This window comes from Gordonia sp. DT218 (assembly GCF_049847105.1).
GTDB lineage: Bacteria > Actinomycetota > Actinomycetes > Mycobacteriales > Mycobacteriaceae > Gordonia.
Map to the genome: position 1 here is coordinate 498,826 of NZ_JBNCNS010000002.1, position 18,123 is coordinate 516,948.

Here is an 18,123-nt window from a genome sequence, read left to right on the forward strand (position 1 = left end):
CACGTTCGTTCGGCAGTGAGTGTGAGTGCGAGCCGTGCGTGGTCAGCGTCCGACATCGGCGACGACATCGGCAAGCCTCGGGAGCAGCCGGTTGCGCCAGCCTCGCTCGATCGCGTTGCGAGCCATCTTCTGCACGCGGTCGTCGAGATCGAAACCGCTGTGGGTCATGAGCACTCGTGTGCCCCGACCCTGCGGCTCGAGTAGCCAGTCGACAAACCAGCGCGCCGGCGGATTGCCGCGCAGGTCCGTGTAACTGTGCGTGAATCGCCGCCCCGGGTCGACTGTCAGTACCTGACATGCCACTTCTGCGGGTGGGTCGGCGGGGATCTCCAGGATGAATGTCGTCCCGATCTCCGTCGCGAACCCGGTGGTCGATGCCAGCCAGCGGTCGATGAGTGCCGGCTCGGTGAGTGCGCGCCAGACGGCAGCAGGTGGCTGCGGTATGAACAGACCCAGTTCGACTGCGGTCGGGTCTCGTTCCACATCGAACACGATCACCAGCTTAGGCGGGCGGTGCAGCGCGCGTGGGACGGTCGGGTTTCCGCGCGAGTGCACCGCGCGATTGCAGTAGTGGTGAGGGCCAAACAGTCGCAGCTCATTTCATCTTCACGATCGAGAATCGGAAATTGCGTCCTCGCAACCCGAACGTGGCGGCACCGCGAGCGGTCGTCGGCCGCCTCTGTACGGTTGTGCGGAGGACCAGTGAGCATGAATCGCGCACGATCGACAGCGAGAGGACATGCATGACCAAGCCCGCGAAGACAGCAAAAGACCCTGACAAGGGCTATGTGGCACTCCTCGGTTGGAGTCTCGGGGCCATCGAGGCCCTCGATCGATTCGACCGCAGGTATGTGGTGGTTGCGCCCGATTGGGCGCAGGAATATTGCTCCGAACACGACATTCCCTACGTGCCGTGGAATTTCGAACGCCTGAACGATCGGTCCCTCGAGATCGCCGAGACCCTGCAGGACATGGGGGTCGACGTCGCGATCCCGCTGTTCGAGGAGACCGTCGAGTGGGCGGGCGCCATCAATTCCGTCCTGATGAACAAGCCGCGCCTGTTCGGGCAGGCGATGCTGCTGCGCGACAAGGCGCTGATGAAACGTCGCGCGCAGCTCGGTGGCATCCGCGTCGGCATCTTCGAGGAGGCGCACGACCGCGACGACGTGGTCCGGTTCCTCCGACGGGTGAACCAGACACTGCTCAAGCTCGACGGCGACCCGAACGACCCGATTCACCTCAAGGCGTTCGACAAGGCCGGATGCCTCGGACATCGGGTGATCCGGACACCCGACGAGGTCGACACGATCCCTGAGGAAGAGTTCCCGGTGCTGATGGAGTCCCACCTGGACGGCTGGGAGTTCGCGGTCGAGGCGTGGATCCACAACGGCAAGATCAAGTTCCTCAACATCTCGGAGTACGTGACGCTGGGTTACTCGGTGTTCGTGCCCGCCACCCCGGAGCTCGAGAAGTATCGTCCGGCGATCACCGCGCAGATCGAGAAGCTGATCAAGACATTCGAGATCGACTTCGGCTTCGTGCACCCGGAGTACTTCGTCACCAACGACGGCGAGATGTACTTCGGCGAGGTCGCCTACCGGCCGCCGGGCTTCAAGGTGTTCGAGCTGCTGGAACGTGCCTACGGGTTCAACGCCTACCAGGCGCTGGTGCTCTCCTTCGACCCGAAGACCACCGAGGAGGAGATCGACGCGTTCTTCCCGCGCGAGGTGGTGGATGCGAGTGGTGTCGCCGGTTGTTTCGGCGTGTATCCGCGTCGCCGTGTGGTCTCCAACCTGGAGATCCCCGAGGTGACCGCCGACGACGACTACTACGAGACCAACGATCTCGCGGAACCCCTCGAGGAGACGGTCACCAAGCGCACGGCTTTCGGGACGCACTGGGGTCTGCTGTACTTCTTCGGGGAGGATCCCTACCGGATGCGGGACCTGCTCAAACAGCAAGAAGAGCTCGACTTCTACGTATGAGATCTGCTCGGGGCCACCACGGCGTGCCCTGCGCGGACCGTGAGGACAGCAAAGGGTGCTAGTGCCTTCTTCGGACCACACCGACCCTGGCCGGGCGCTGGCAACCAGGGTCGAGCAACTCGATCACGCCACCTCGGCGATGCTCGACGCGCCGGACTTCGCCAAGGTCGGCAAAGTGCGGCGGGTGCTCGACTCGTTACGCCGGGTGCTCACCCAGGAGGGCGGCTGCGCAGCCGTGCGCGAACGCGCCGCGACACTGGAGAGTGCGGGCGTCTTCGCCGGGACCGACTGGGATCAGCCGAGCATCCTGGTGCCGGCGCTCGCCGGTCCCAGCCTGCGCAGTGGTCACACCGACACCGTGATCCTGGAGTCCACGAGCGAGTTGCGGATGGTTGCGATCGCGATGGGCGATTACGACCATCCCGACATGACGGCAGACGATGCCCGACGGTTCCTGTCGCAGATCCTCGCGATGAATCTCGACCTGCTGCTCGCGCCGCCGTCGGAGGCCGAGCGCGTGCGACAGGGGAGTGCGGCCAAGGTGACCCGCGAGGTCTTCGGCTACGTTCTCGACCAGATCGGTTACGACAGCGTGCTCGACGAGCTGGTCGAAGAGATCTGGCGGATACTCCGGCAGCGACCCATCCAGGTCGATCACGTGAAGGCGATGGTCACGCGGATCGCGATCCATCGCAACGATCCCGACGTCGACCTCGGAACGTCCGCGCAGGGTCTCGACCGACTGACCACCGCGCTCTTCGGGCCGACCGAGGCCTGTCGTGAGGATCCGGGCATCGACGTCTATCTGTCGCGGTTGGCGGCGATGGACGCCGAAGGGCTCGAGTTCGAGGCCCGCGGATTCGCGCGGGCCATGCACGATACCGGCCTCGTTTCCCCGTACCACGCGGCGCTGGCCCGGTTCCTGGTGGACGACAACGTCTTCCTTCTCCCCGCGGCGCTCGGGTTGTCGGAGGTGGGACGCAATTGCCTGCTGCGCTACACAGATCTGGTGCTCGAGCTCATCACCCGGACGGTGCACCCGCAGAACGCGCAATGCCTGTATGGGCTGGCCCTGTTGCTCGACCGGGGCATCCTGCACCAGCCGCCGGTCGTCCCGTCGCTGTGGCGCCAACTGGCGCTGAAGCTCTCGCCCTCGGTCACCGAACGCCTGGAGTCGGCGTTCGGTCCGGCCGTGGATCCCGAGTCGCTGCTCATCGGCGGCCTGCTGTCGATGCTCGGGCAGCCGCTGGGTGTCGGGCAGGGGGACAATCCGACCTGTCAGTCGGCCCGCGCTTTGTCGATGTGGGCGTACAACGATCCCGACTACCTGCTGCAGGTGGTGGCCTGGGCGGCCCGCGACGACGAGGTCGTCGCGCATTTCGAAGGACAGCGGGTCTCGTCGGTCGAGAGCGTCGGTGGCGTCGCCACCGCCGACCCGATCGACCTGGATCCTGTTTCGCTCCTGGTGGTTCCGCATCTCGATCGGATCTATGCGGAGATGGTCCGTCGGTGTGCCGACCGTCCCGGCGACCCTCATCGCTGGGTGAATCCGGAGTTCCACGGCTGGTGGTCGGCCCGGGGCTTCCGGATCAACGTCGACGTGGCGACCGGCGACATCATCGACCTCGACGACTTCATCCGCCAGTTCTACGCGGCATATCACCCCGGCTACAACGGCAATCAGCCGTTGATCCACCCGCAGCCCGCCGGGATCGCGTTCACCGACAGCGCCGCGCGCTACGTCGGCTGGCATGCGATCACCATCCTGCGGGTCGCCGCGGACCCGAACGGCGTCATCCGCGTGTATTTCTTCAACCCGAACAACGACAGCGGGCAGGACTGGGGCGACTCGGTGGTGGTCGGCACGGCCGGCAACGGTGAGCGACCCGGCGAGGGGTCGCTGCCCTTCGAGCAGTTCGCCTCGCGGCTGTACATCTTTCATGCCGACCCGCTCGAAGACGGTGCGACCGATGATGTTCCGGCCGAGGATGTCGCACGGGTGGTCGGCTACATCGAACGCAGCTGGGGGGTCGACCGGATGGGTCGGCCGGAGACGACCGACCTACCGGACGCCGGTCAGCGCGTTTCCACCAGCGATTTGCCGCGCGACCACGCGAGATAACCGATACCCACGCAGGCAAACCACACCGCGCCGACGATCAAGGCCACGCGACCGTCGGTGTCGAAGAACAACAGGACGAACACCATGGCGAGAAAGGCCAGCGCAGCCCACGTGGTGACCGGTGCACCCGGCACCCGATAGTCCGACGCGGGAAGCTCTCCTCGGGCCACCTTCTTACGATAGGCCATGTGACACACCAGGATCGTTCCCCACACCACGATGATGCCGACCGTGGACACCGATGTGATGTAGGAGAAGGCGTGGTCGGGATCGATCACGTTCACGATGACACCGGCCACCATCACCACGGCACTGAGCACGATTCCCGCGATGGGGACCTGGCGACCGGACAGCCGAGCGAGTTGCTGTGGCGCGTCTCCGCGCTGGGCCAGCGAGCGCACCATCCGGCCGGTGGAGTAGATGCCGGAGTTGCACGACGACAGCGCGGCGGTGAGCAGCACGAAGTTGACTATGCCTGCCGCGCCGGGGATTCCGATGTATTCGAACACCGACACGAACGGGCTCTGGCCCTCCTGGAAGTCGCGCCAGCTGCGTACCGAGAGGATCACCACGAGGGAGCCCACGTAGAAGACGCCGATGCGGAACGGCACGGAGTTGATGGCCTTGCGCAACGTGACTCTGGGGTTCTGCGCCTCGCCTGCGGTCACACCGACGAGTTCCACACCGACGTAGGCGAACATCACGATCTGCAGGCTCAGCAACGCGTTGGTGAACCCGGTCGCGAAGAAGCCGCCGTCACTCCACAGATTCGTCACTGAGGGGCCGGTGTCGGGTCCCAGGCCCGAGATCGGCAGCAGCACGCCGATGCCGACGATGATCATGCCGAGGATCGCGGTGACCTTGATCGCCGAGAACCAGAACTCCGCGCGACCGAACATGCCGACCGAGATCAGGTTCGCGCCGAAGAGGACCACCAGCGCGACCAGCGCGGTCACCCAGACGGGGATGGACGGCCACCAGTAGTTGATGTACTTGCCTGCCACGGTGATCTCGGCCATGCAGGTCGTGGTCCACACGGCCCAGTAGGTCCAGCCCTGGCTGAAGCCGGCGAACCGGCCCAGGAACTCGTCGGCGTACTCGCTGATGCCGCCCGAGATGGGGCGGTAGATGAGCAGTTCGCCGAGGGCGCGCATGACGATGAAGATCGCCAGGCCCGCGAGGGCGTAGGCGAGGATGAGAGCCGGCCCGGCCTTCTCGATTGCGCCGCCGGAACCGTAGAAGAGGCCGGTGCCGATCGCGCCGCCGATCGCGATCATCTGTACCGTCCGGGTGGTCAGACCCCGCTGATAGCCCTCGTCGCGCTCCGTGGATGCCCGGACATCGACGTCTTCGTTCGTCACCACACCGACTCCCTCAGAATTTTGTGTACCGTCAGCGGCCCAATCTAGACGCCGGAATGTGCACTCGATCACTCAGGCTGCGTCATCCCTCGGATGGCAAGGACATTTGTCCGATTCGGCCGAATTGGGTGGAGCCGGTGTCTGATTCGACGAATTCCCCAGCCGGTCCCTCGAGTCGTGGAGACTCTGCAATCTGTTGTGTCCGACTTGATCAGCTCAAACTGATCAAGTTAGGTTGATGAAATGAGCGATGGTGATCTCGATGTCCTCGACGTGGCGTCCATGCTGCGCATCACCGTCGGGTCGTTGGTCCGGCAGTTGCGTCAACACCGAGGCCCCGACGACCCGAGCGTGCCGGAGACGATGGTCCTCGCCCGGCTCGACCGGGATGGCTCGTGTTCGGCCGCAGATCTGGCCCGGCATGGTCACGTCAGTCCACAGTCGATGGGAGTCACCATTGCCGGACTGCAGGAGCGGGGACTGATCGTCCGAGCGCCGGACCCGACCGACGGGCGTCGCATCCTGCTGAGCCTGACCGCTGAGGGCAGGGAGGCGCTCACCGACCGTCGCAATCACAACACTCGTTCGATCGCCGACGCGATGTGGTCGACGCTGACCGCTGACGAGATCGCAACGGTGTCCGATGCGTTACCGCTCCTCGAACGAGTGCGGGAGGCCTTATGAGCGCGACGTCCACGCTGCCGTCCACCTCGCCGGCACCGAAGACACCCGACGACGGCTATCGCTGGGTCGCCTTGTCGAACACCACCGCGGCGGTGTTCATGTCGGCGCTCGACGGGTCGATCGTGATCATCTCCCTGCCCGCGATCTTCCGGGGCATCGGCCTGGATCCGCTTGCGTCGGAGAACATCGGGTACCTGCTGTGGATGATCATGGGGTACCGCCTGGTGCAGGCGGTGGCGGTCACCACGTTGGGTCGGCTGGGCGACATGTTCGGCCGGGTGCGGATCTACAACGCGGGCTTCGCGGTGTTCACGGTGGCATCGATCCTGTTGTCGTTCGACCCTTTTCACGCCTCGGCGGCCGCGACCTGGTTGATCGGCTGGCGCGTTCTCCAGGCCCTCGGCGGGTCGATGCTCACCGGCAACTCGGCGGCCATCCTCACCGACGCCTTTCCTGCCGATCGTCGTGGTTTCGCCTTGGGCCTCAACCAGGTTGCCGCTCTCGCGGGTCAGCTCACCGGGTTGGTCCTCGGCGGCCTGCTGGCGGCGTGGGACTGGCGCGCAGTGTTCTGGGTGAACGTCCCGGTCGGCGTCTTCTTCACCTTGTGGGCCTATCTCAAACTCCGCGACAGCGGAGAACGCCACCCGGGCCGGATCGATTGGTGGGGTAACGGAACGTTCGCGATCGGACTGTCCGCGGTTCTCGTCGCCATCACGATCGGCCTGCAGCCCCACGGTGGGCACACGATGGGCTGGACCGCCCCGACCACGATCGCCCTGCTGGTGACCGGTGTGGTGCTGCTCGTTGCGTTCGTCATCATCGAGAAGCGCGTGGCCGACCCCATGATCGAGCTGGGTCTGTTCAAGATCCGTGCCTTCGCGGCCGGAAACGGGGCAGCCCTGTGCGCGTCGCTGGCACAGGGTGGGCTGCAGTTCATCCTGATCATCTGGCTGCAGGGGATCTGGTTGCCCCTGCACGGCTACGACTACGCAGACACCCCGCTGTGGGCGGGTATCTTCATGCTGCCGTTGACGCTTGGCTTCTTCGTGTCCGGTCCGCTCACCGGCGCGATGTCAGACCGATTCGGCGCGCGCGGATTCTCGACTGTCGGCATGGTGCTGTTCGGATCGAGCTTCGTCGGACTGATGTTCCTGCCGATCACCTTCCCGTACTGGGCGTTTGCTCTGTTGATCGCGCTGAACGGCGTGGGCACGGGGATGTTCGCCGCGCCCAACACCTCGTCGATCATGAGTAGCGTGCCGGCACGCTACCGCGGTGTCGCGTCGGGCATGCGCGCCACGTTCCAGAACTCCGGTACGGCGCTGTCGATCGGTGTCTTCTTCTCGCTCATGGTGGTCGGGCTCTCCGCGCATCTGCCCGAGGCGATGTCGGCCGGGCTCCAGCAGCAGGGGGTGTCGCCGGCCGTCGCGACCGATGTCGCGAACCTGCCGCCGGTGTCGTCGCTGTTCTCGGCCATGCTCGGCGTCAACCCGATCGATCACCTGCTCGCGGGAACGGGAACACTCGACGGGCTCACGGCCGCGCAACGTGAGCACCTGACCGGGCACAGTTTCTTCCCGGATCTGCTCTCGGGGCCCTTCCACGATGGCCTTGTGGTGGTCTTCGCCGCCTCGATCGCACTCTCGATCTGCGCGGCAGTGGCGTCGGCACTGCGCGGCAAGCCGCCACAGAAGCAGGTGTCGCGGCCGGGGGATCGTGGGCCGCGGTCCGGAGACGCGGGCGTGGACCGTCACGGCATCTGACGCCCTCGGCGCGATGCGGCCTCCCGGTCGCGCCTGGCGTCGTATTCGCGACGGTTCAGGTCGATGGCGTCGCTGTGCTCGGCCGCCCAATTGGCCAGCGCCACCGCATGAGGGAGCAGGGAGTCCGCAAGGCTGGTGAGTTCGTACTCGACCCGGGGCGGCACCTCCGCATACGCAGTGCGGGTGACCAGACCGTCACGTTCCAGCTTTCGCAGGGTCAGGGACAGCATCCGTTGAGAGATGCCGGGAACCAGCCGCTGCACCTCGGTGAATCTCAGCTGACGGTCGTGCAGGGTCGCGATGATGAGCAGTGCCCATTTGTCGGCGATCCGGTCGAGTAACCCTCGGACGGCCTGCCCCAGGTCGCCCCGGATCGAACAGAGGCGTTCGTCGTCGGCCATCGACAGCTCCTTGTGAGTGACGCACACGCGTGTGCCTTTTGCGCGGCGTCCGATTCTGATCGACAATGCTGTTGCTTACAGATCGTAACCAAGGAGGACTCGCGTGATCGTTGCCTACTGGATCGTCGGCGCGATCCTGGCGCTGTTCTATCTGTACTCGGGCGGTATCAAAGTGGTGCGATCCCCGGACCAGCTCCGGCCGATGATGGGGTGGATCGACACCGTGCCGCTGGGCTTCGTGCGGATCATCGGCGTCCTGGAGGTGCTCGGCGCGCTCGGGCTGATCCTGCCGCCCGCCACGGGCATTGCCGCGGTCCTCGCGTCGGTGGCAGCTGTCGGACTCGTGCTGCTCCAGATCGGTGCCATCGCGCTGCATCTCCGTCGCGGCGAGGGTCGGCTCATCGGCTTGAACCTCGCCCTGGTCGCTGTCGCGGCGGTCGCTGCATGGCTGTCGACCGTGTGGTGGTGAGTAGCGGAGTCGGTGATCCGTGGTCGTCACCGCGCCGAGTGCCGTTAGCTGACAATGTGAACCGATTACATCGGCATCATGAATCATGAGAATGACACGCGTCGTCCGCACCTTTCTGCACGGGGTGGCGACCGTGTCGGCGTTGGTGATGGCATTGTTGACCGCCACCGCGTGTGGCCGGGGGGCCGAGAACGAGAAGGAGCCCGAGTCCGTGCAGTCGCTCGTCGCGCGGGTGGTCAAGGCCTCGCCGGGTCGGGACGGGAGCTACACCCCGCCCTCGCGTGGCACCGCGCAGGCCGTGGCCGCAGGTGTCTCGGAGTTGCTGGACACCTGTGACGCTGATGTCGACTCGTACTATCTCGTGCCGGTGAAGGTGCCCCACAGCACGTCCGACGACCAGGAGTCGCCTGCTGTCAACGCCCTCGTCGAGCGGGGCGATCCGACGGCCGGGAACGGCCTGTACGTCGTGCGGGACTCGGCATCGCCGCTGATCGTGCAGGCCCCACATCCCGTGGCCGACCAGAAGTCCGAATACATGGGTGCCCAGCTGTTCTCGGAAACCGATGCCCGACTGTTCATGATGGCCGGTGCCCACCGCACGGCCGGTGACGGCAGCGCCGACGTCGCTCATCGCAGCGACTCCACGTTCGCGGCGGTCAACGACGCGGTGGTGCAGAAGGGCATGACGGTCGTACAACTGCATGGATTCTCGTCCGAGAATCACGAACACTACGGTGATGTCGTGCTGTCGGACACCGTCGGCGATCCGTCCCCGACGCTTCGTCGGCTCGATGAAGATCTCGAGGACGAGGGATTCGACACCTGCATGTACGACGGGAAGAAGTGCAAGAAGCTCGCGGGCACCACCAACGTGCAGGCCATCGCGGCACGTGCCCGCGGCGCGGCTTTCATCCACATCGAGGTCGACGCCGGCATCCGGGAGGACACGTCCAAGCGACGCAAGCTGATGCGCGTCATCGCAGAGTCGTTGCGGGCATCGGGTGTCGGATGAGGCCGAGACACCTTCTGCCGCAGGTGATCCGCATTCACTGGATGATCACCCGATGACCGCGACCCGGTAGCCGGCAGCGACTGCCTTCCGGCCGCGGCAACATCCGGTCATGTAGGTCAGCACCACGACGCGGCGCAGGACGTCCACAGTGGAAGGGTGGTCACTTCCCGCGCTGCGAGCTCACATCCGCGGTGCACGCCCCCTGGCGAGATCGACAAGGGACCTGAGGTCGACGGCGCGCGCGCGTCGACGGGCCGCCGCAGCCCGGTTGCCGGCGGGGACCAGGAGGCGCAGCGACCTCGGATGACTGCGGAACCGCAACGGTGTCGCGAGGTCCAGCGCTTCACCGTCGACGCCGACGAGTGTCCGTCCGCCGTACGACCGGATCTCGAACGTCTCGGTCTCGAACTCGTGCCAGAACGGACTGGTCTTGCGTAGCCCGAGAGCGGATCTGGTCATCAGTCGGGCGGCCTCGGCACCCGTCGAGGTGGAGATCGCGATGACGCCGAGCCGGCCGGTGTCCATCTCCCGGCGGGTGGCGGCATCGAGCGAGGCAGTCGCGGTGTACGGGTTGTTCGACACCAGGATGACGAACGACCCGTCGACCTCGTCGCCGCCAGGGGAGGTGAACTGGAGGTCGAACGGCTCTGCGGTGCGGCCCAGCAGATCCGGCAGCATCGCGGCGAACGTCTGCGCTTTCTCCGCCCGATACGAGCTCTCGTGCACGACCGTCGCGTAGACGCCCAGTGAGACGTTGTTGACGAACAGACGATCGTTGACAGTCGCATAGTCGACCCGCCGTTCCACGGCATCCCGGAACGCCCGCAGACCTGCCTTCGGGTCGTTGCGGTCGAGCCCGAGGTCCAGGGCGAAGTGATTGCGGGTGCCCGCACTGACGCAGACGAACGGCAGTCCGTTCTCGACGGCAACCGATGCGACCAGGGCCTGCGATCCGTCGCCGCCGGCCATGCCGAGGCAGTCGGCACCGCGCGCCACGGCGTCCCGGGCGAGTTGCTCGAGATCGTCGTCGGGACCGAGGACGAGCGCTTCGACGCCCAGCTCCCTTGCCGCGGAAACGATGCCGAATCTTTCGACCTTTCCGTCGCCGGACCTGGGATTGCAGATCAGCACCGGCTTCGCCGGGCGCCTCGTCGCCCTTGTCCGATCGAGGGCGTGCAGATCCGGGGCCAGCGCATATCGGGCGCATCCCGTGGCCACAGCCAGCACCGCGCCGGCCGTGAGCAGTCGAACCGCCACCGTTGTGGGATCGGCCAGCGCCTGCGTCAATCCAATGGCGATGACGGCCATGCCCACGGCGACCGCGATCGCCCCACCGACCCGGCGTACGGCCCGCTCGGTGATGACCCACCACGCACCGGCGATGGCGATGCCGAAGCCGAGGAGGCCGATCACCACATCGATCCCTCGGGTGATCAGGAACAGCGCCACCACCACGGCCATCAGGGCGACGCCGGTGAGAGCGATGGCGGCGCTGAGGCGGCGGTCGAGCCCCGGCACCGGGGCAGGGCTGGACTGCCCGGGAGTGGCCTGCATGTGTCGTGTCCCGCCGCTCAGCGCGGGGTCAGGAGGAAGGAGCGCGCTCCGGCGTTGAATGCGGTGTGCAGATCGTCCGGATTCGGCGTGCCGTCGGAGTCCATGCCGATCTTGTTGAACGAGGCGAACTGCTTGTTGTCGCGACAGATGACGTCGTAGTGCTCGACGACGCTCGGCTCGTCGGTGAACGCCTCGACATCTGTGGGCCGCCGTCGGCCCAGCAGTCGGATCTCTACCGGTTCGCCGGTTCTCAGGTTCTTGCCCCACGGGAACGGCGTGCCGATCAACAACTTCTCGCCGTGGGATGTGTAGGCGACCGGCACGGAGTAGTGCTTACCGGATTTTCGCCCGACGACGTATACGGTGACCAGACGTCGGCCGATACCGCGGCTGATCACCGGTGTGGCCAGCAAAGTACGGACGATGCGGTTGGTCACGCGCTGCAACTTCATCGTCTGCGGCCGTTGGGATGTCGGTCCCGTCACGCCTGCAACGCTACACCCTACGTCTGGCGGGGCAGGCCGGGAAGTGATTTCGTGACATGAACATCATCTTCACCAACGTGTCGTGGGATTTGAGGCGGAAGCGGCGCCATTCTCGTGTTAGTTTCACAAGCGTAGGAAATCGAACAAGGTGGATAAGTCGGTCGGAAGTGCGTATACCCGTGAAATCGTTCTTCAGCGACGCGCGGGCAGGGTCTTTCCGGTCGCGATCGGAAGGCTGAGTCCATGACACTCTCGGTATTGAGAAAGTCTGTAAATCGCAGGGCGGCAACCATGTTGGCTGTCAGCGCACTGGTCGCGGCAAGTCTCGCGGCATGTTCGTCCACCGATTCGGGTGGTGATTCGAACCTCTTGGAGTCGTTGCGTGAAAAGGGCGCGGTGACTGTCGGTTTCGCCGGTGAGGCACCGTATTCATTTGAGGAGAACGGGCAGCTGACAGGCGCGACCGTGGCGCTGCACCGGGAAATATTCCACAACCTGGGGATCAATGAGGTCAAAGGCGTGAATGCGGACTTCGGGGCCTTGATCCCAGGCCTGCAGGCCAACCGTTTCGACGTGGTGAGTGCGGGTATGTCGATCCTCCCCGAGCGCTGCAAGCAGGCCGCGTTCAGTGATCCCGAGTTCAACTACACCACGGCCCTGATGGTGAACAAGGGCAACCCGAAGGGCCTGACCGATATGCAGTCGGTGGCAAGTAGCGGTGCGCGCCTCGCCACGATGACCGGTGCGATCGAATCCGATTACGCGAAGAGTCTGGGCATCTCGAGCATGCAGGTGGCGACGCCTCAGGACGGGATGGATGCGGTCACCTCCGGTCGCGCCGACGTGTTCGCGCTGACCGGGATCTCGCTCAACTGGATGAAGAAGAACAATCCGGAAGCACCGGTCGACGTCACACCGTCCTTCGTCGCCGTCATCGACGGGAAGCCCCAAGTCGGGGCAGGCGGCACGGTCTTCCGCACCAACGACAAGGAATTGCTCGATGCCTACAACGTCGAGCTCAAGAAGATCACGTCCGATCCGCAGAAGTACCTGTCGATCGTCGGGAAGTTCGGGTTCACCGAAAAGGAGCTGCCGGATCCGAAGCTGACCACGGCCGACCTGTGCGCGGGAAACATCTGAGGATGGTCGAGTAGCCGACTGTGGGAGACAACTTCGAAGCCTTCCTGGATGCGTGGCCGCGCATCCAGGAAGGCATTCTCACCACCCTCTACCTGACCCTCGGTGGCGCTGCGCTGGCGTTTGTGCTCGCCCTGCTGCTGGGCGTCGCAGCGGGGTCACGTCATCTCGCGATCCGGGGAACCGCCCGCGTGATCGTCGAGTTCTTCAGGGGCACATCGCTCTTGGTGCAGCTGTTCTGGTTGTTCTACGTGTTGCCGCTGTTCGGATTCCAACTCGAACCGATGTTCTGCGGGATACTGGCGTTGGGCCTCAACTACGGTGCCTACGGTGCCGAGGTGGTCCGAGGGTCGTTGGCGGCGGTCCCGGCTCCGCAATGGGAAGCCGCTGTGGCCCTGAACTTCTCGTCGTGGCAACGTCTGTACCGGATCGTCTTCCCACAGGCGTGGGCGCAGATGATCCCGCCGTTGACCAATCTCCTGATCCAGTTGCTCAAGGGGAGCGCGCTTGCGAGTTTCATCTTGCTGCAGGATCTGACCTATCAGATCGAGCAGTTGCGGAGAGGGACGGGCGACACCATCTTCTCTTTCGGGGTCGGCCTGGTGTTGTATTTCTGCATTGCCTACGTGCTGACCCTCGTCATGAACCTGTTGGAAGTCCGCGCCAAGTCGCGACTGGGGGTGGGGCCGTCGATGCGCGAAGTGCTGAGCCTACGTCCTGAGAAGATCTCCGAGTCCGTGGGAGTCGGCCGATGAACGTCACCTGGAGTTGGCAACGCGCGGCAGATTGTCTTCCGGTCCTCCTGGAGGGATTCAAGATCACCCTGCTGGCAACCGTTCTGGGGTTCCTCATTGCGGCGGTTCTGGGGTTGGCGATCGCAATCGTGCGACGTGCCGGGCCGCGAGTGGTCACGGTACCGGTGCGCATGATCAGCGAGTTCATCCGGCTGACGCCCCTCGTGGTGCAGCTGCTGTTCGCCTATTACCTGCTCCCGCAGTTCTCGGCTCTGCAGATCGGCATCACAGTGCTGGGAATCCACTACTCGACGTACATGGCCGAGGTGTACCGCGCCGGCATCGACGGGGTGCCGAAGGGCCAGTGGGAGGCGGCGCATGCACTGTCGCTTCCCATGGCGAGGACCTGGCGAGCCGTCATCCTCCCGCAGGCGATTCGCAGCACCACGCCGGCGCTGGGCAACTATGCGATCTCCATGTTCAAGGACACCCCGTTCCTGTTCGCCATCACGGTGGTCGAGATGGTCACCGCGGCTCAGCAGTATGGTGCGCGAACCTTTCAGTATCTGGAACCCATCACGATCGCCGGGGTGATATTCCTGGTCGCGAGCTACCCGACATCGATCCTCATCCGAAAAGTGGAGAAGTCCCTTGCCTACTGACGAGCAACCATCACCCCCGACGACCGGGCCGCGGTCGGGGGACGACGGGGCGATGGTGGTATTCGACCAGGTGGTCAAGAAGTTCGGTGATCACGTCGTGCTCGATCATCTCGACTTCACGGTGCAGCGCGGTGAGCGCGTCGCATTGATCGGCCCGAGCGGTTCGGGCAAGACGACGATCCTGCGCCTCCTGATGACGCTCGAACCGTGCAATGGCGGGGTGATCTGGGTCGAGGGCGAGCCGCTCACGCATCAGTACAAGGGCGACAAGCTGGTGAAGGCGACGCCCAAGCATCAGCGAGCTGCCCGGTCGAAGATCGGGATGGTCTTTCAGCAATTCAATCTGTTCCCGAACATGACTGTGCTGCAGAACATCACCGAGGCGCCGATCCACGTGCTCGGGAAGAGCAAAGGAGAGGCCACTTCCCGGGCCCGCGAGCTGTTGAAGACGGTTGGCCTGCAGGACAAGGAAGACGCCCACCCGACCACGCTCTCCGGCGGACAGCAGCAGCGCGTCGCAATTGCGCGGGCACTGGCGATGGACCCCGACATCCTGCTCCTCGACGAGGTGACCTCCGCGCTCGACCCGGAACTCGTGGCCGATGTCCTCGGCGTTCTCCGTGCGATCGCGGAGTCCACCGACATCACCATGCTGATCGTCACCCATGAGATGGGGTTTGCCCGCGACGTGGCCGATCGGGTCCTGGTCTTCGACGCGGGCAAGATCGTGGAGGCGGGTTCGCCCGAGGCCATCTTCACCGATCCGCAGGAAGAGCGCACGAAGACGTTCTTGAAGGCTGTCCTGTCGCACTGATCCGGTCACGATCGTGCGGGACGCCCTCGCCGGTTCCGGATGGACACCCCGGACCCGATGTGGTCAAGGTGGTGCGGTCCATCCGAATCGTCGAGGAGCTCCGATGACCACTCCGATCATGCCGAAGTCCGATGCCGCAGAACTGATCGTCGCCGCCCGGGTCCGTCAGGGGCTGTCCTGGCCCGACATCGCCGAGCGGATCGACGCTCCGCTCGTCTGGACGGTGGCCGCCCTCCTCGGGCAGCATCCGGTGCCGGTGGACAAGGCGACCATCGTCTGCGAACTCCTCGGCCTCGGTGAGGGGGTGATCGAGAGTCTGGTGCGCCAGCCGACCCGGATCGCCGACGAGTCGGTCGCCACCGACCCGACCATCTACCGCTTCCACGAGGCGCTCGCCGTCTACGGACCGGCGCTCAAGGAGCTGATCCACGAAGAATTCGGCGACGGGATCATGAGCGCGATCAACTTCAAGGTCGATTTCTCCCGGCGTGCCGATCCCGACGGGGATCGGGTGGTGATCACGTTCGACGGCAAGTTCCTCGACTACCGCTGGTAGGTGGTGTCGATTTCGGCGCATCTCGTTCGTCCTCCTGATGTGGCGCCGACAACGGGCCACACTGAGACACAGGAGGACACCATGCGCTACGCATTGCTGATCAACAACGCCGAGCCCGCTCCGGGTGAGGTCACGGCTGAGGCCATCGACGAGATGAAGTCGTTGATACGCGCCTACACCGACGCGTTGTACGCGGCCGGCGTGCTGGTGGCCGCCGAGATCCTCGCCTCGCCCACCGCCACGCAGACGGTGACCCGGCGCGACGGGGATCTCCGGGTCCAGGAGGGGCCGTTCGCCGAGACCAGGGAGGCGCTCGCCGGCGTGTTTGTCATCGACGTGCCTGATCACGACGCCGCACTGGCGTGGACCGAGAAGATGCCCGCCACGCAATACGCGGTCGTGGAGGTCAGGCGGTCCGTCCTGTCCTGTGTCGACGGTGTCTGGTCGGACTGACGGCGCCCCGCCCTCGGCGAGTGCAATGGCCGAGGCGCGGGCGCACGCCGAGCGGGCGGCACGAGGATCCTATGGCCGCCTTCTCGCGGTGCTGGCCGCCGCCACACATGACGTCGCGGGAGCCGAAGACGCACTCGGTGACGCATTCGAACGGGCCCTGATCCGGTGGCCGGCCGACGGCGTGCCACGCGATCCGGATGGTTGGCTCCTCACCGTCGCCCGCAATCGTCAACGCGACCGCTGGCGTTCGGCGGCGGCACGGACCTCGGTTCCCCTCGACGCGGTGTCACTCGATTCGGCACCGAGCAGTGCCGACGGCCCGGACGGTTGGGTGTCACCATTCCGGGACCGGCGTCTCGAGCTGCTGCTGGTGTGTGCTCACCCCGAGATCAGCGCGGCCGTCCACGCGCCTCTGATGCTCAACACGGGGCTCGGCTACCCGGCCGCCCGGATCGGCCACGCGTTCGCGATTCCCGCCACCACGATGGCCGCTCGCCTGGTACGCGCCAAACGGCGTATCGGCGATCTCGGGTTGCCGTTCGAGGTTCCCGCGGTGGACGAGCTGACCGACCGCCTCGCACCTGTCCTCGAGGCGATCTACGCCGCCTACACGATCGAATGGCCGGCCCTGGCGCGCGAGCGTCGGGCCCTGCTGCTCGGACTCGGCGAGGTGGTGGCCGAGGTCGCCGCCACGAGCGCCGAGGCGCACGGGCTCGTCGCGCTGATGGAACTCTCGAGTGCCCGACTACCCGCCCGGACCGATGACGACGGGCGGTTCGTGCCGCTCGCCGAACAGAATCCGGGGCTCTGGGATGCCGACCTCATCGCACGCGCGCACGCTCACCAGCGCACCGCACACGGTCTCGGCCAGGTCGGTCGATTTCAGCTCGAGGCCGCCATCGGTGCCGTCCACTGCGCCCGCCGGCCGGGTGCTGTGCCCGATTGGCTCACCCTGCGCCGACTCCACGAGGCGCTGCAGACACTGTCGCCGACATTGGCAGGCGCAGTGGCGCTCGTGGCGGTGGTGGCCGAGACCGACGGCGCCGCAGTCGCTCTGGGGCGGCTCGACGAGGTGGCCGACACGGATCGGTTCCAGCCGGCATGGGTCACACGAGCGCACCTGCTGGACCGGCTCGGTCGCGATGACGCCTCGACCGCAGCCTTTGACAAGGCGATCGCCCTCACCACCGATCCCGCCGAGAGAGCACATCTCGAAACTCGTCGGGCGACGGTCGGGGGCAAGCTGAAATTGCGCTGAGAGAGGGGTGTCGCCGCGGCCGGTTCCGCGGATTAGCCTCGATCCCAGGTCGGGTCTCAATTCCACGAGGAGGAATGATGAGTCATCCGACAATTCGTCGAACCCTGGTCGTCGCGGCGACTGCCGTTCTCGGAGCGACCGCGTTGGTGACCGCACCAGCGGTGTCCGCTGCGCCGATGACGGCCGAGAAACCCGCTGCGCTGGTTGTGTCGGGTGACATGGCGGTCGCCCCGGGCGTGCACCTGCTGAGGATCGAGGCGATCGGCGCCCGTACCGCGGATGGGAAGACGATGGGCACCTATCGGGCAACCGTGCTGGACGGGATGAATCCCACCCCGATCCAGGTCCGTGGACCCATCACCTGTCTCTACACCGCTGGGAACACGGCGTCGTTGATCTATCCGATCACCGCGACCACCCCCGACGTACTGCCGGCCGCGGCGCGCGGTGCGGCCGCCGTCCAGATCACCGTGCGTAAGGGGGTGTCGGGCGCCCCGAGCCACGTGGGCATCATGGGACCGATGGCGACGTCGTCATTCGACGGCTGCCGACCGGCGATGACCCCCTTCGTCTTCGACGGAATGATCGGCATCAAGTAGTCCGGGCTCCGGGGCGTCGATCTGTGTCGTTCCGTGCCGTCGGCAGCGGACAGTCCGTCAGTTGCCGACGTCGG

Annotated in this window: 19 protein-coding genes; 14 read left to right on the plus strand and 5 right to left on the minus strand. The window is 65.6% G+C overall.

Annotated features, from left to right (window positions below; genetic code table 11):
* Positions 1-42: 42 nt before the first annotated feature.
* Complete coding sequence (locus ACPXCG_RS09080; RefSeq protein WP_425791244.1) at positions 43-492, minus strand: SRPBCC family protein; 450 nt, start codon at positions 490-492, stop codon at positions 43-45.
* Between the two features lie 251 nt (positions 493-743).
* On the opposite strand from ACPXCG_RS09080, the gene ACPXCG_RS09085 reads away from it, so the two are divergent.
* Complete coding sequence (locus ACPXCG_RS09085) at positions 744-1,985, plus strand: ATP-grasp domain-containing protein (RefSeq protein ID WP_425791245.1); 1,242 nt, start codon at positions 744-746, stop codon at positions 1,983-1,985.
* 139 nt (positions 1,986-2,124) lie between these two features.
* Positions 2,125-4,107 carry a hypothetical protein gene (locus ACPXCG_RS09090; RefSeq protein ID WP_425792084.1) on the plus strand — a complete coding sequence of 661 codons (1,983 nt, stop codon included), beginning with the start codon at positions 2,125-2,127 and terminating at the stop codon, positions 4,105-4,107.
* On the opposite strand, the gene ACPXCG_RS09095 is transcribed toward ACPXCG_RS09090, so the two are convergent.
* Positions 4,062-5,468: an amino acid permease gene (locus tag ACPXCG_RS09095; RefSeq protein ID WP_425791247.1), complete on the minus strand. Its 1,407-nt coding sequence runs from the start codon at positions 5,466-5,468 to the stop codon at positions 4,062-4,064. The two genes, ACPXCG_RS09090 and ACPXCG_RS09095, sit on opposite strands and share 46 nt — an antisense overlap.
* A 243-nt stretch (positions 5,469-5,711) precedes the next feature.
* On the opposite strand from ACPXCG_RS09095, the gene ACPXCG_RS09100 reads away from it, so the two are divergent.
* Together ACPXCG_RS09100 and ACPXCG_RS09105 are read left to right on the plus strand one after the other, a co-directional pair.
* Positions 5,712-6,152, plus strand: coding sequence for a MarR family winged helix-turn-helix transcriptional regulator (locus ACPXCG_RS09100; protein WP_425791249.1), 441 nt, complete (start codon positions 5,712-5,714; stop codon positions 6,150-6,152).
* Positions 6,149-7,915 (plus strand): MFS transporter, encoded by a 1,767-nt coding sequence (locus ACPXCG_RS09105; RefSeq protein WP_425791251.1) that lies wholly within the window; start codon positions 6,149-6,151, stop codon positions 7,913-7,915. Before ACPXCG_RS09100 ends, ACPXCG_RS09105 begins: the two co-directional genes overlap by 4 nt.
* On the opposite strand, the gene ACPXCG_RS09110 is transcribed toward ACPXCG_RS09105, so the two are convergent.
* A complete protein-coding gene (locus ACPXCG_RS09110; RefSeq protein WP_425791253.1) occupies positions 7,903-8,316 on the minus strand; it encodes a winged helix-turn-helix transcriptional regulator in 414 nt (137 codons plus the stop codon). The two genes, ACPXCG_RS09105 and ACPXCG_RS09110, sit on opposite strands and share 13 nt — an antisense overlap.
* 103 nt (positions 8,317-8,419) lie before the next feature.
* Here ACPXCG_RS09110 and ACPXCG_RS09115 point away from each other — a divergent pair, with 103 nt between their 5' ends.
* The gene (locus ACPXCG_RS09115; RefSeq protein WP_425791255.1) at positions 8,420-8,785 is read left to right on the plus strand and encodes a DoxX family protein; all 366 of its coding nucleotides are present in this window, start codon (positions 8,420-8,422) and stop codon (positions 8,783-8,785) included.
* Positions 8,786-8,870: 85 nt separating this feature from the next.
* On the plus strand, positions 8,871-9,797 hold the full coding sequence (locus ACPXCG_RS09120; protein WP_425791257.1) for a hypothetical protein: 927 nt from the start codon (positions 8,871-8,873) through the stop codon (positions 9,795-9,797).
* A 180-nt stretch (positions 9,798-9,977) separates the two neighbouring features.
* On the opposite strand, the gene ACPXCG_RS09125 is transcribed toward ACPXCG_RS09120, so the two are convergent.
* Positions 9,978-11,351: a diacylglycerol/lipid kinase family protein gene (locus ACPXCG_RS09125; protein WP_425791259.1), complete on the minus strand. Its 1,374-nt coding sequence runs from the start codon at positions 11,349-11,351 to the stop codon at positions 9,978-9,980.
* A gap of 17 nt (positions 11,352-11,368) precedes the next feature.
* Entirely contained in the window at positions 11,369-11,836 is a 468-nt protein-coding gene (locus ACPXCG_RS09130; protein WP_425791260.1) for a hypothetical protein, read from the minus strand.
* Between the two features lie 291 nt (positions 11,837-12,127).
* On the opposite strand from ACPXCG_RS09130, the gene ehuB reads away from it, so the two are divergent.
* The 8 genes from ehuB (at position 12,128) to ACPXCG_RS09170 (ending at position 18,049) form a co-directional block, all read left to right on the plus strand.
* Positions 12,128-12,976, plus strand: a complete 849-nt coding sequence (ehuB, locus tag ACPXCG_RS09135) for an ectoine/hydroxyectoine ABC transporter substrate-binding protein EhuB (protein WP_425791262.1) — start codon at positions 12,128-12,130, stop codon at positions 12,974-12,976.
* A 20-nt stretch (positions 12,977-12,996) separates the two neighbouring features.
* Positions 12,997-13,728 carry an ectoine/hydroxyectoine ABC transporter permease subunit EhuC gene (gene ehuC / locus ACPXCG_RS09140; protein WP_425791264.1) on the plus strand — a complete coding sequence of 244 codons (732 nt, stop codon included), beginning with the start codon at positions 12,997-12,999 and terminating at the stop codon, positions 13,726-13,728.
* Complete coding sequence (gene ehuD, locus ACPXCG_RS09145) at positions 13,725-14,369, plus strand: ectoine/hydroxyectoine ABC transporter permease subunit EhuD (protein ID WP_425791266.1); 645 nt, start codon at positions 13,725-13,727, stop codon at positions 14,367-14,369. Before ehuC ends, ehuD begins: the two co-directional genes overlap by 4 nt.
* A gap of 52 nt (positions 14,370-14,421) precedes the next feature.
* The gene (gene ehuA / locus ACPXCG_RS09150; RefSeq protein ID WP_425791268.1) at positions 14,422-15,183 is read left to right on the plus strand and encodes an ectoine/hydroxyectoine ABC transporter ATP-binding protein EhuA; all 762 of its coding nucleotides are present in this window, start codon (positions 14,422-14,424) and stop codon (positions 15,181-15,183) included.
* A 103-nt stretch (positions 15,184-15,286) separates the two neighbouring features.
* Entirely contained in the window at positions 15,287-15,739 is a 453-nt protein-coding gene (cynS, locus tag ACPXCG_RS09155) for a cyanase (protein ID WP_425791270.1), read from the plus strand.
* A gap of 81 nt (positions 15,740-15,820) precedes the next feature.
* Positions 15,821-16,192: a YciI family protein gene (locus tag ACPXCG_RS09160; protein ID WP_425791272.1), complete on the plus strand. Its 372-nt coding sequence runs from the start codon at positions 15,821-15,823 to the stop codon at positions 16,190-16,192.
* Positions 16,176-17,450, plus strand: a complete 1,275-nt coding sequence (locus ACPXCG_RS09165) for an RNA polymerase sigma factor (RefSeq protein ID WP_425791274.1) — start codon at positions 16,176-16,178, stop codon at positions 17,448-17,450. The genes ACPXCG_RS09160 and ACPXCG_RS09165 overlap by 17 nt, the downstream gene beginning before the upstream one ends.
* Positions 17,451-17,524: 74 nt before the next feature.
* On the plus strand, positions 17,525-18,049 hold the full coding sequence (locus ACPXCG_RS09170; protein ID WP_425791276.1) for a hypothetical protein: 525 nt from the start codon (positions 17,525-17,527) through the stop codon (positions 18,047-18,049).
* Positions 18,050-18,123: the final 74 nt, after the last annotated feature.

What these genes read in the sequence shown, in the direction of transcription:
- ACPXCG_RS09090 (WP_425792084.1), top strand. Translation starts at nt 2,125, where the DNA reads ATGCTCGACGCGCCGGACTTCGCCAAGGTCGGCAAAGTGCGGCGGGTG.
- ACPXCG_RS09105 (WP_425791251.1), top strand. Translation starts at nt 6,149, where the DNA reads ATGAGCGCGACGTCCACGCTGCCGTCCACCTCGCCGGCACCGAAGACA.
- ACPXCG_RS09125 (WP_425791259.1), bottom strand. Translation starts at nt 11,351, where the DNA reads ATGCAGGCCACTCCCGGGCAGTCCAGCCCTGCCCCGGTGCCGGGGCTC.
- ehuD (WP_425791266.1), top strand. Translation starts at nt 13,725, where the DNA reads ATGAACGTCACCTGGAGTTGGCAACGCGCGGCAGATTGTCTTCCGGTC.
- ACPXCG_RS09100 (WP_425791249.1), top strand. Translation starts at nt 5,712, where the DNA reads ATGAGCGATGGTGATCTCGATGTCCTCGACGTGGCGTCCATGCTGCGC.
- ACPXCG_RS09170 (WP_425791276.1), top strand. Translation starts at nt 17,525, where the DNA reads ATGATGAGTCATCCGACAATTCGTCGAACCCTGGTCGTCGCGGCGACT.
- cynS (WP_425791270.1), top strand. Translation starts at nt 15,287, where the DNA reads ATGACCACTCCGATCATGCCGAAGTCCGATGCCGCAGAACTGATCGTC.
- ACPXCG_RS09160 (WP_425791272.1), top strand. Translation starts at nt 15,821, where the DNA reads ATGCGCTACGCATTGCTGATCAACAACGCCGAGCCCGCTCCGGGTGAG.
- ACPXCG_RS09110 (WP_425791253.1), bottom strand. Translation starts at nt 8,316, where the DNA reads ATGGCCGACGACGAACGCCTCTGTTCGATCCGGGGCGACCTGGGGCAG.
- ehuA (WP_425791268.1), top strand. Translation starts at nt 14,422, where the DNA reads ATGGTGGTATTCGACCAGGTGGTCAAGAAGTTCGGTGATCACGTCGTG.
- ACPXCG_RS09085 (WP_425791245.1), top strand. Translation starts at nt 744, where the DNA reads ATGACCAAGCCCGCGAAGACAGCAAAAGACCCTGACAAGGGCTATGTG.
- ehuB (WP_425791262.1), top strand. Translation starts at nt 12,128, where the DNA reads ATGTTGGCTGTCAGCGCACTGGTCGCGGCAAGTCTCGCGGCATGTTCG.
- ACPXCG_RS09120 (WP_425791257.1), top strand. Translation starts at nt 8,871, where the DNA reads ATGAGAATGACACGCGTCGTCCGCACCTTTCTGCACGGGGTGGCGACC.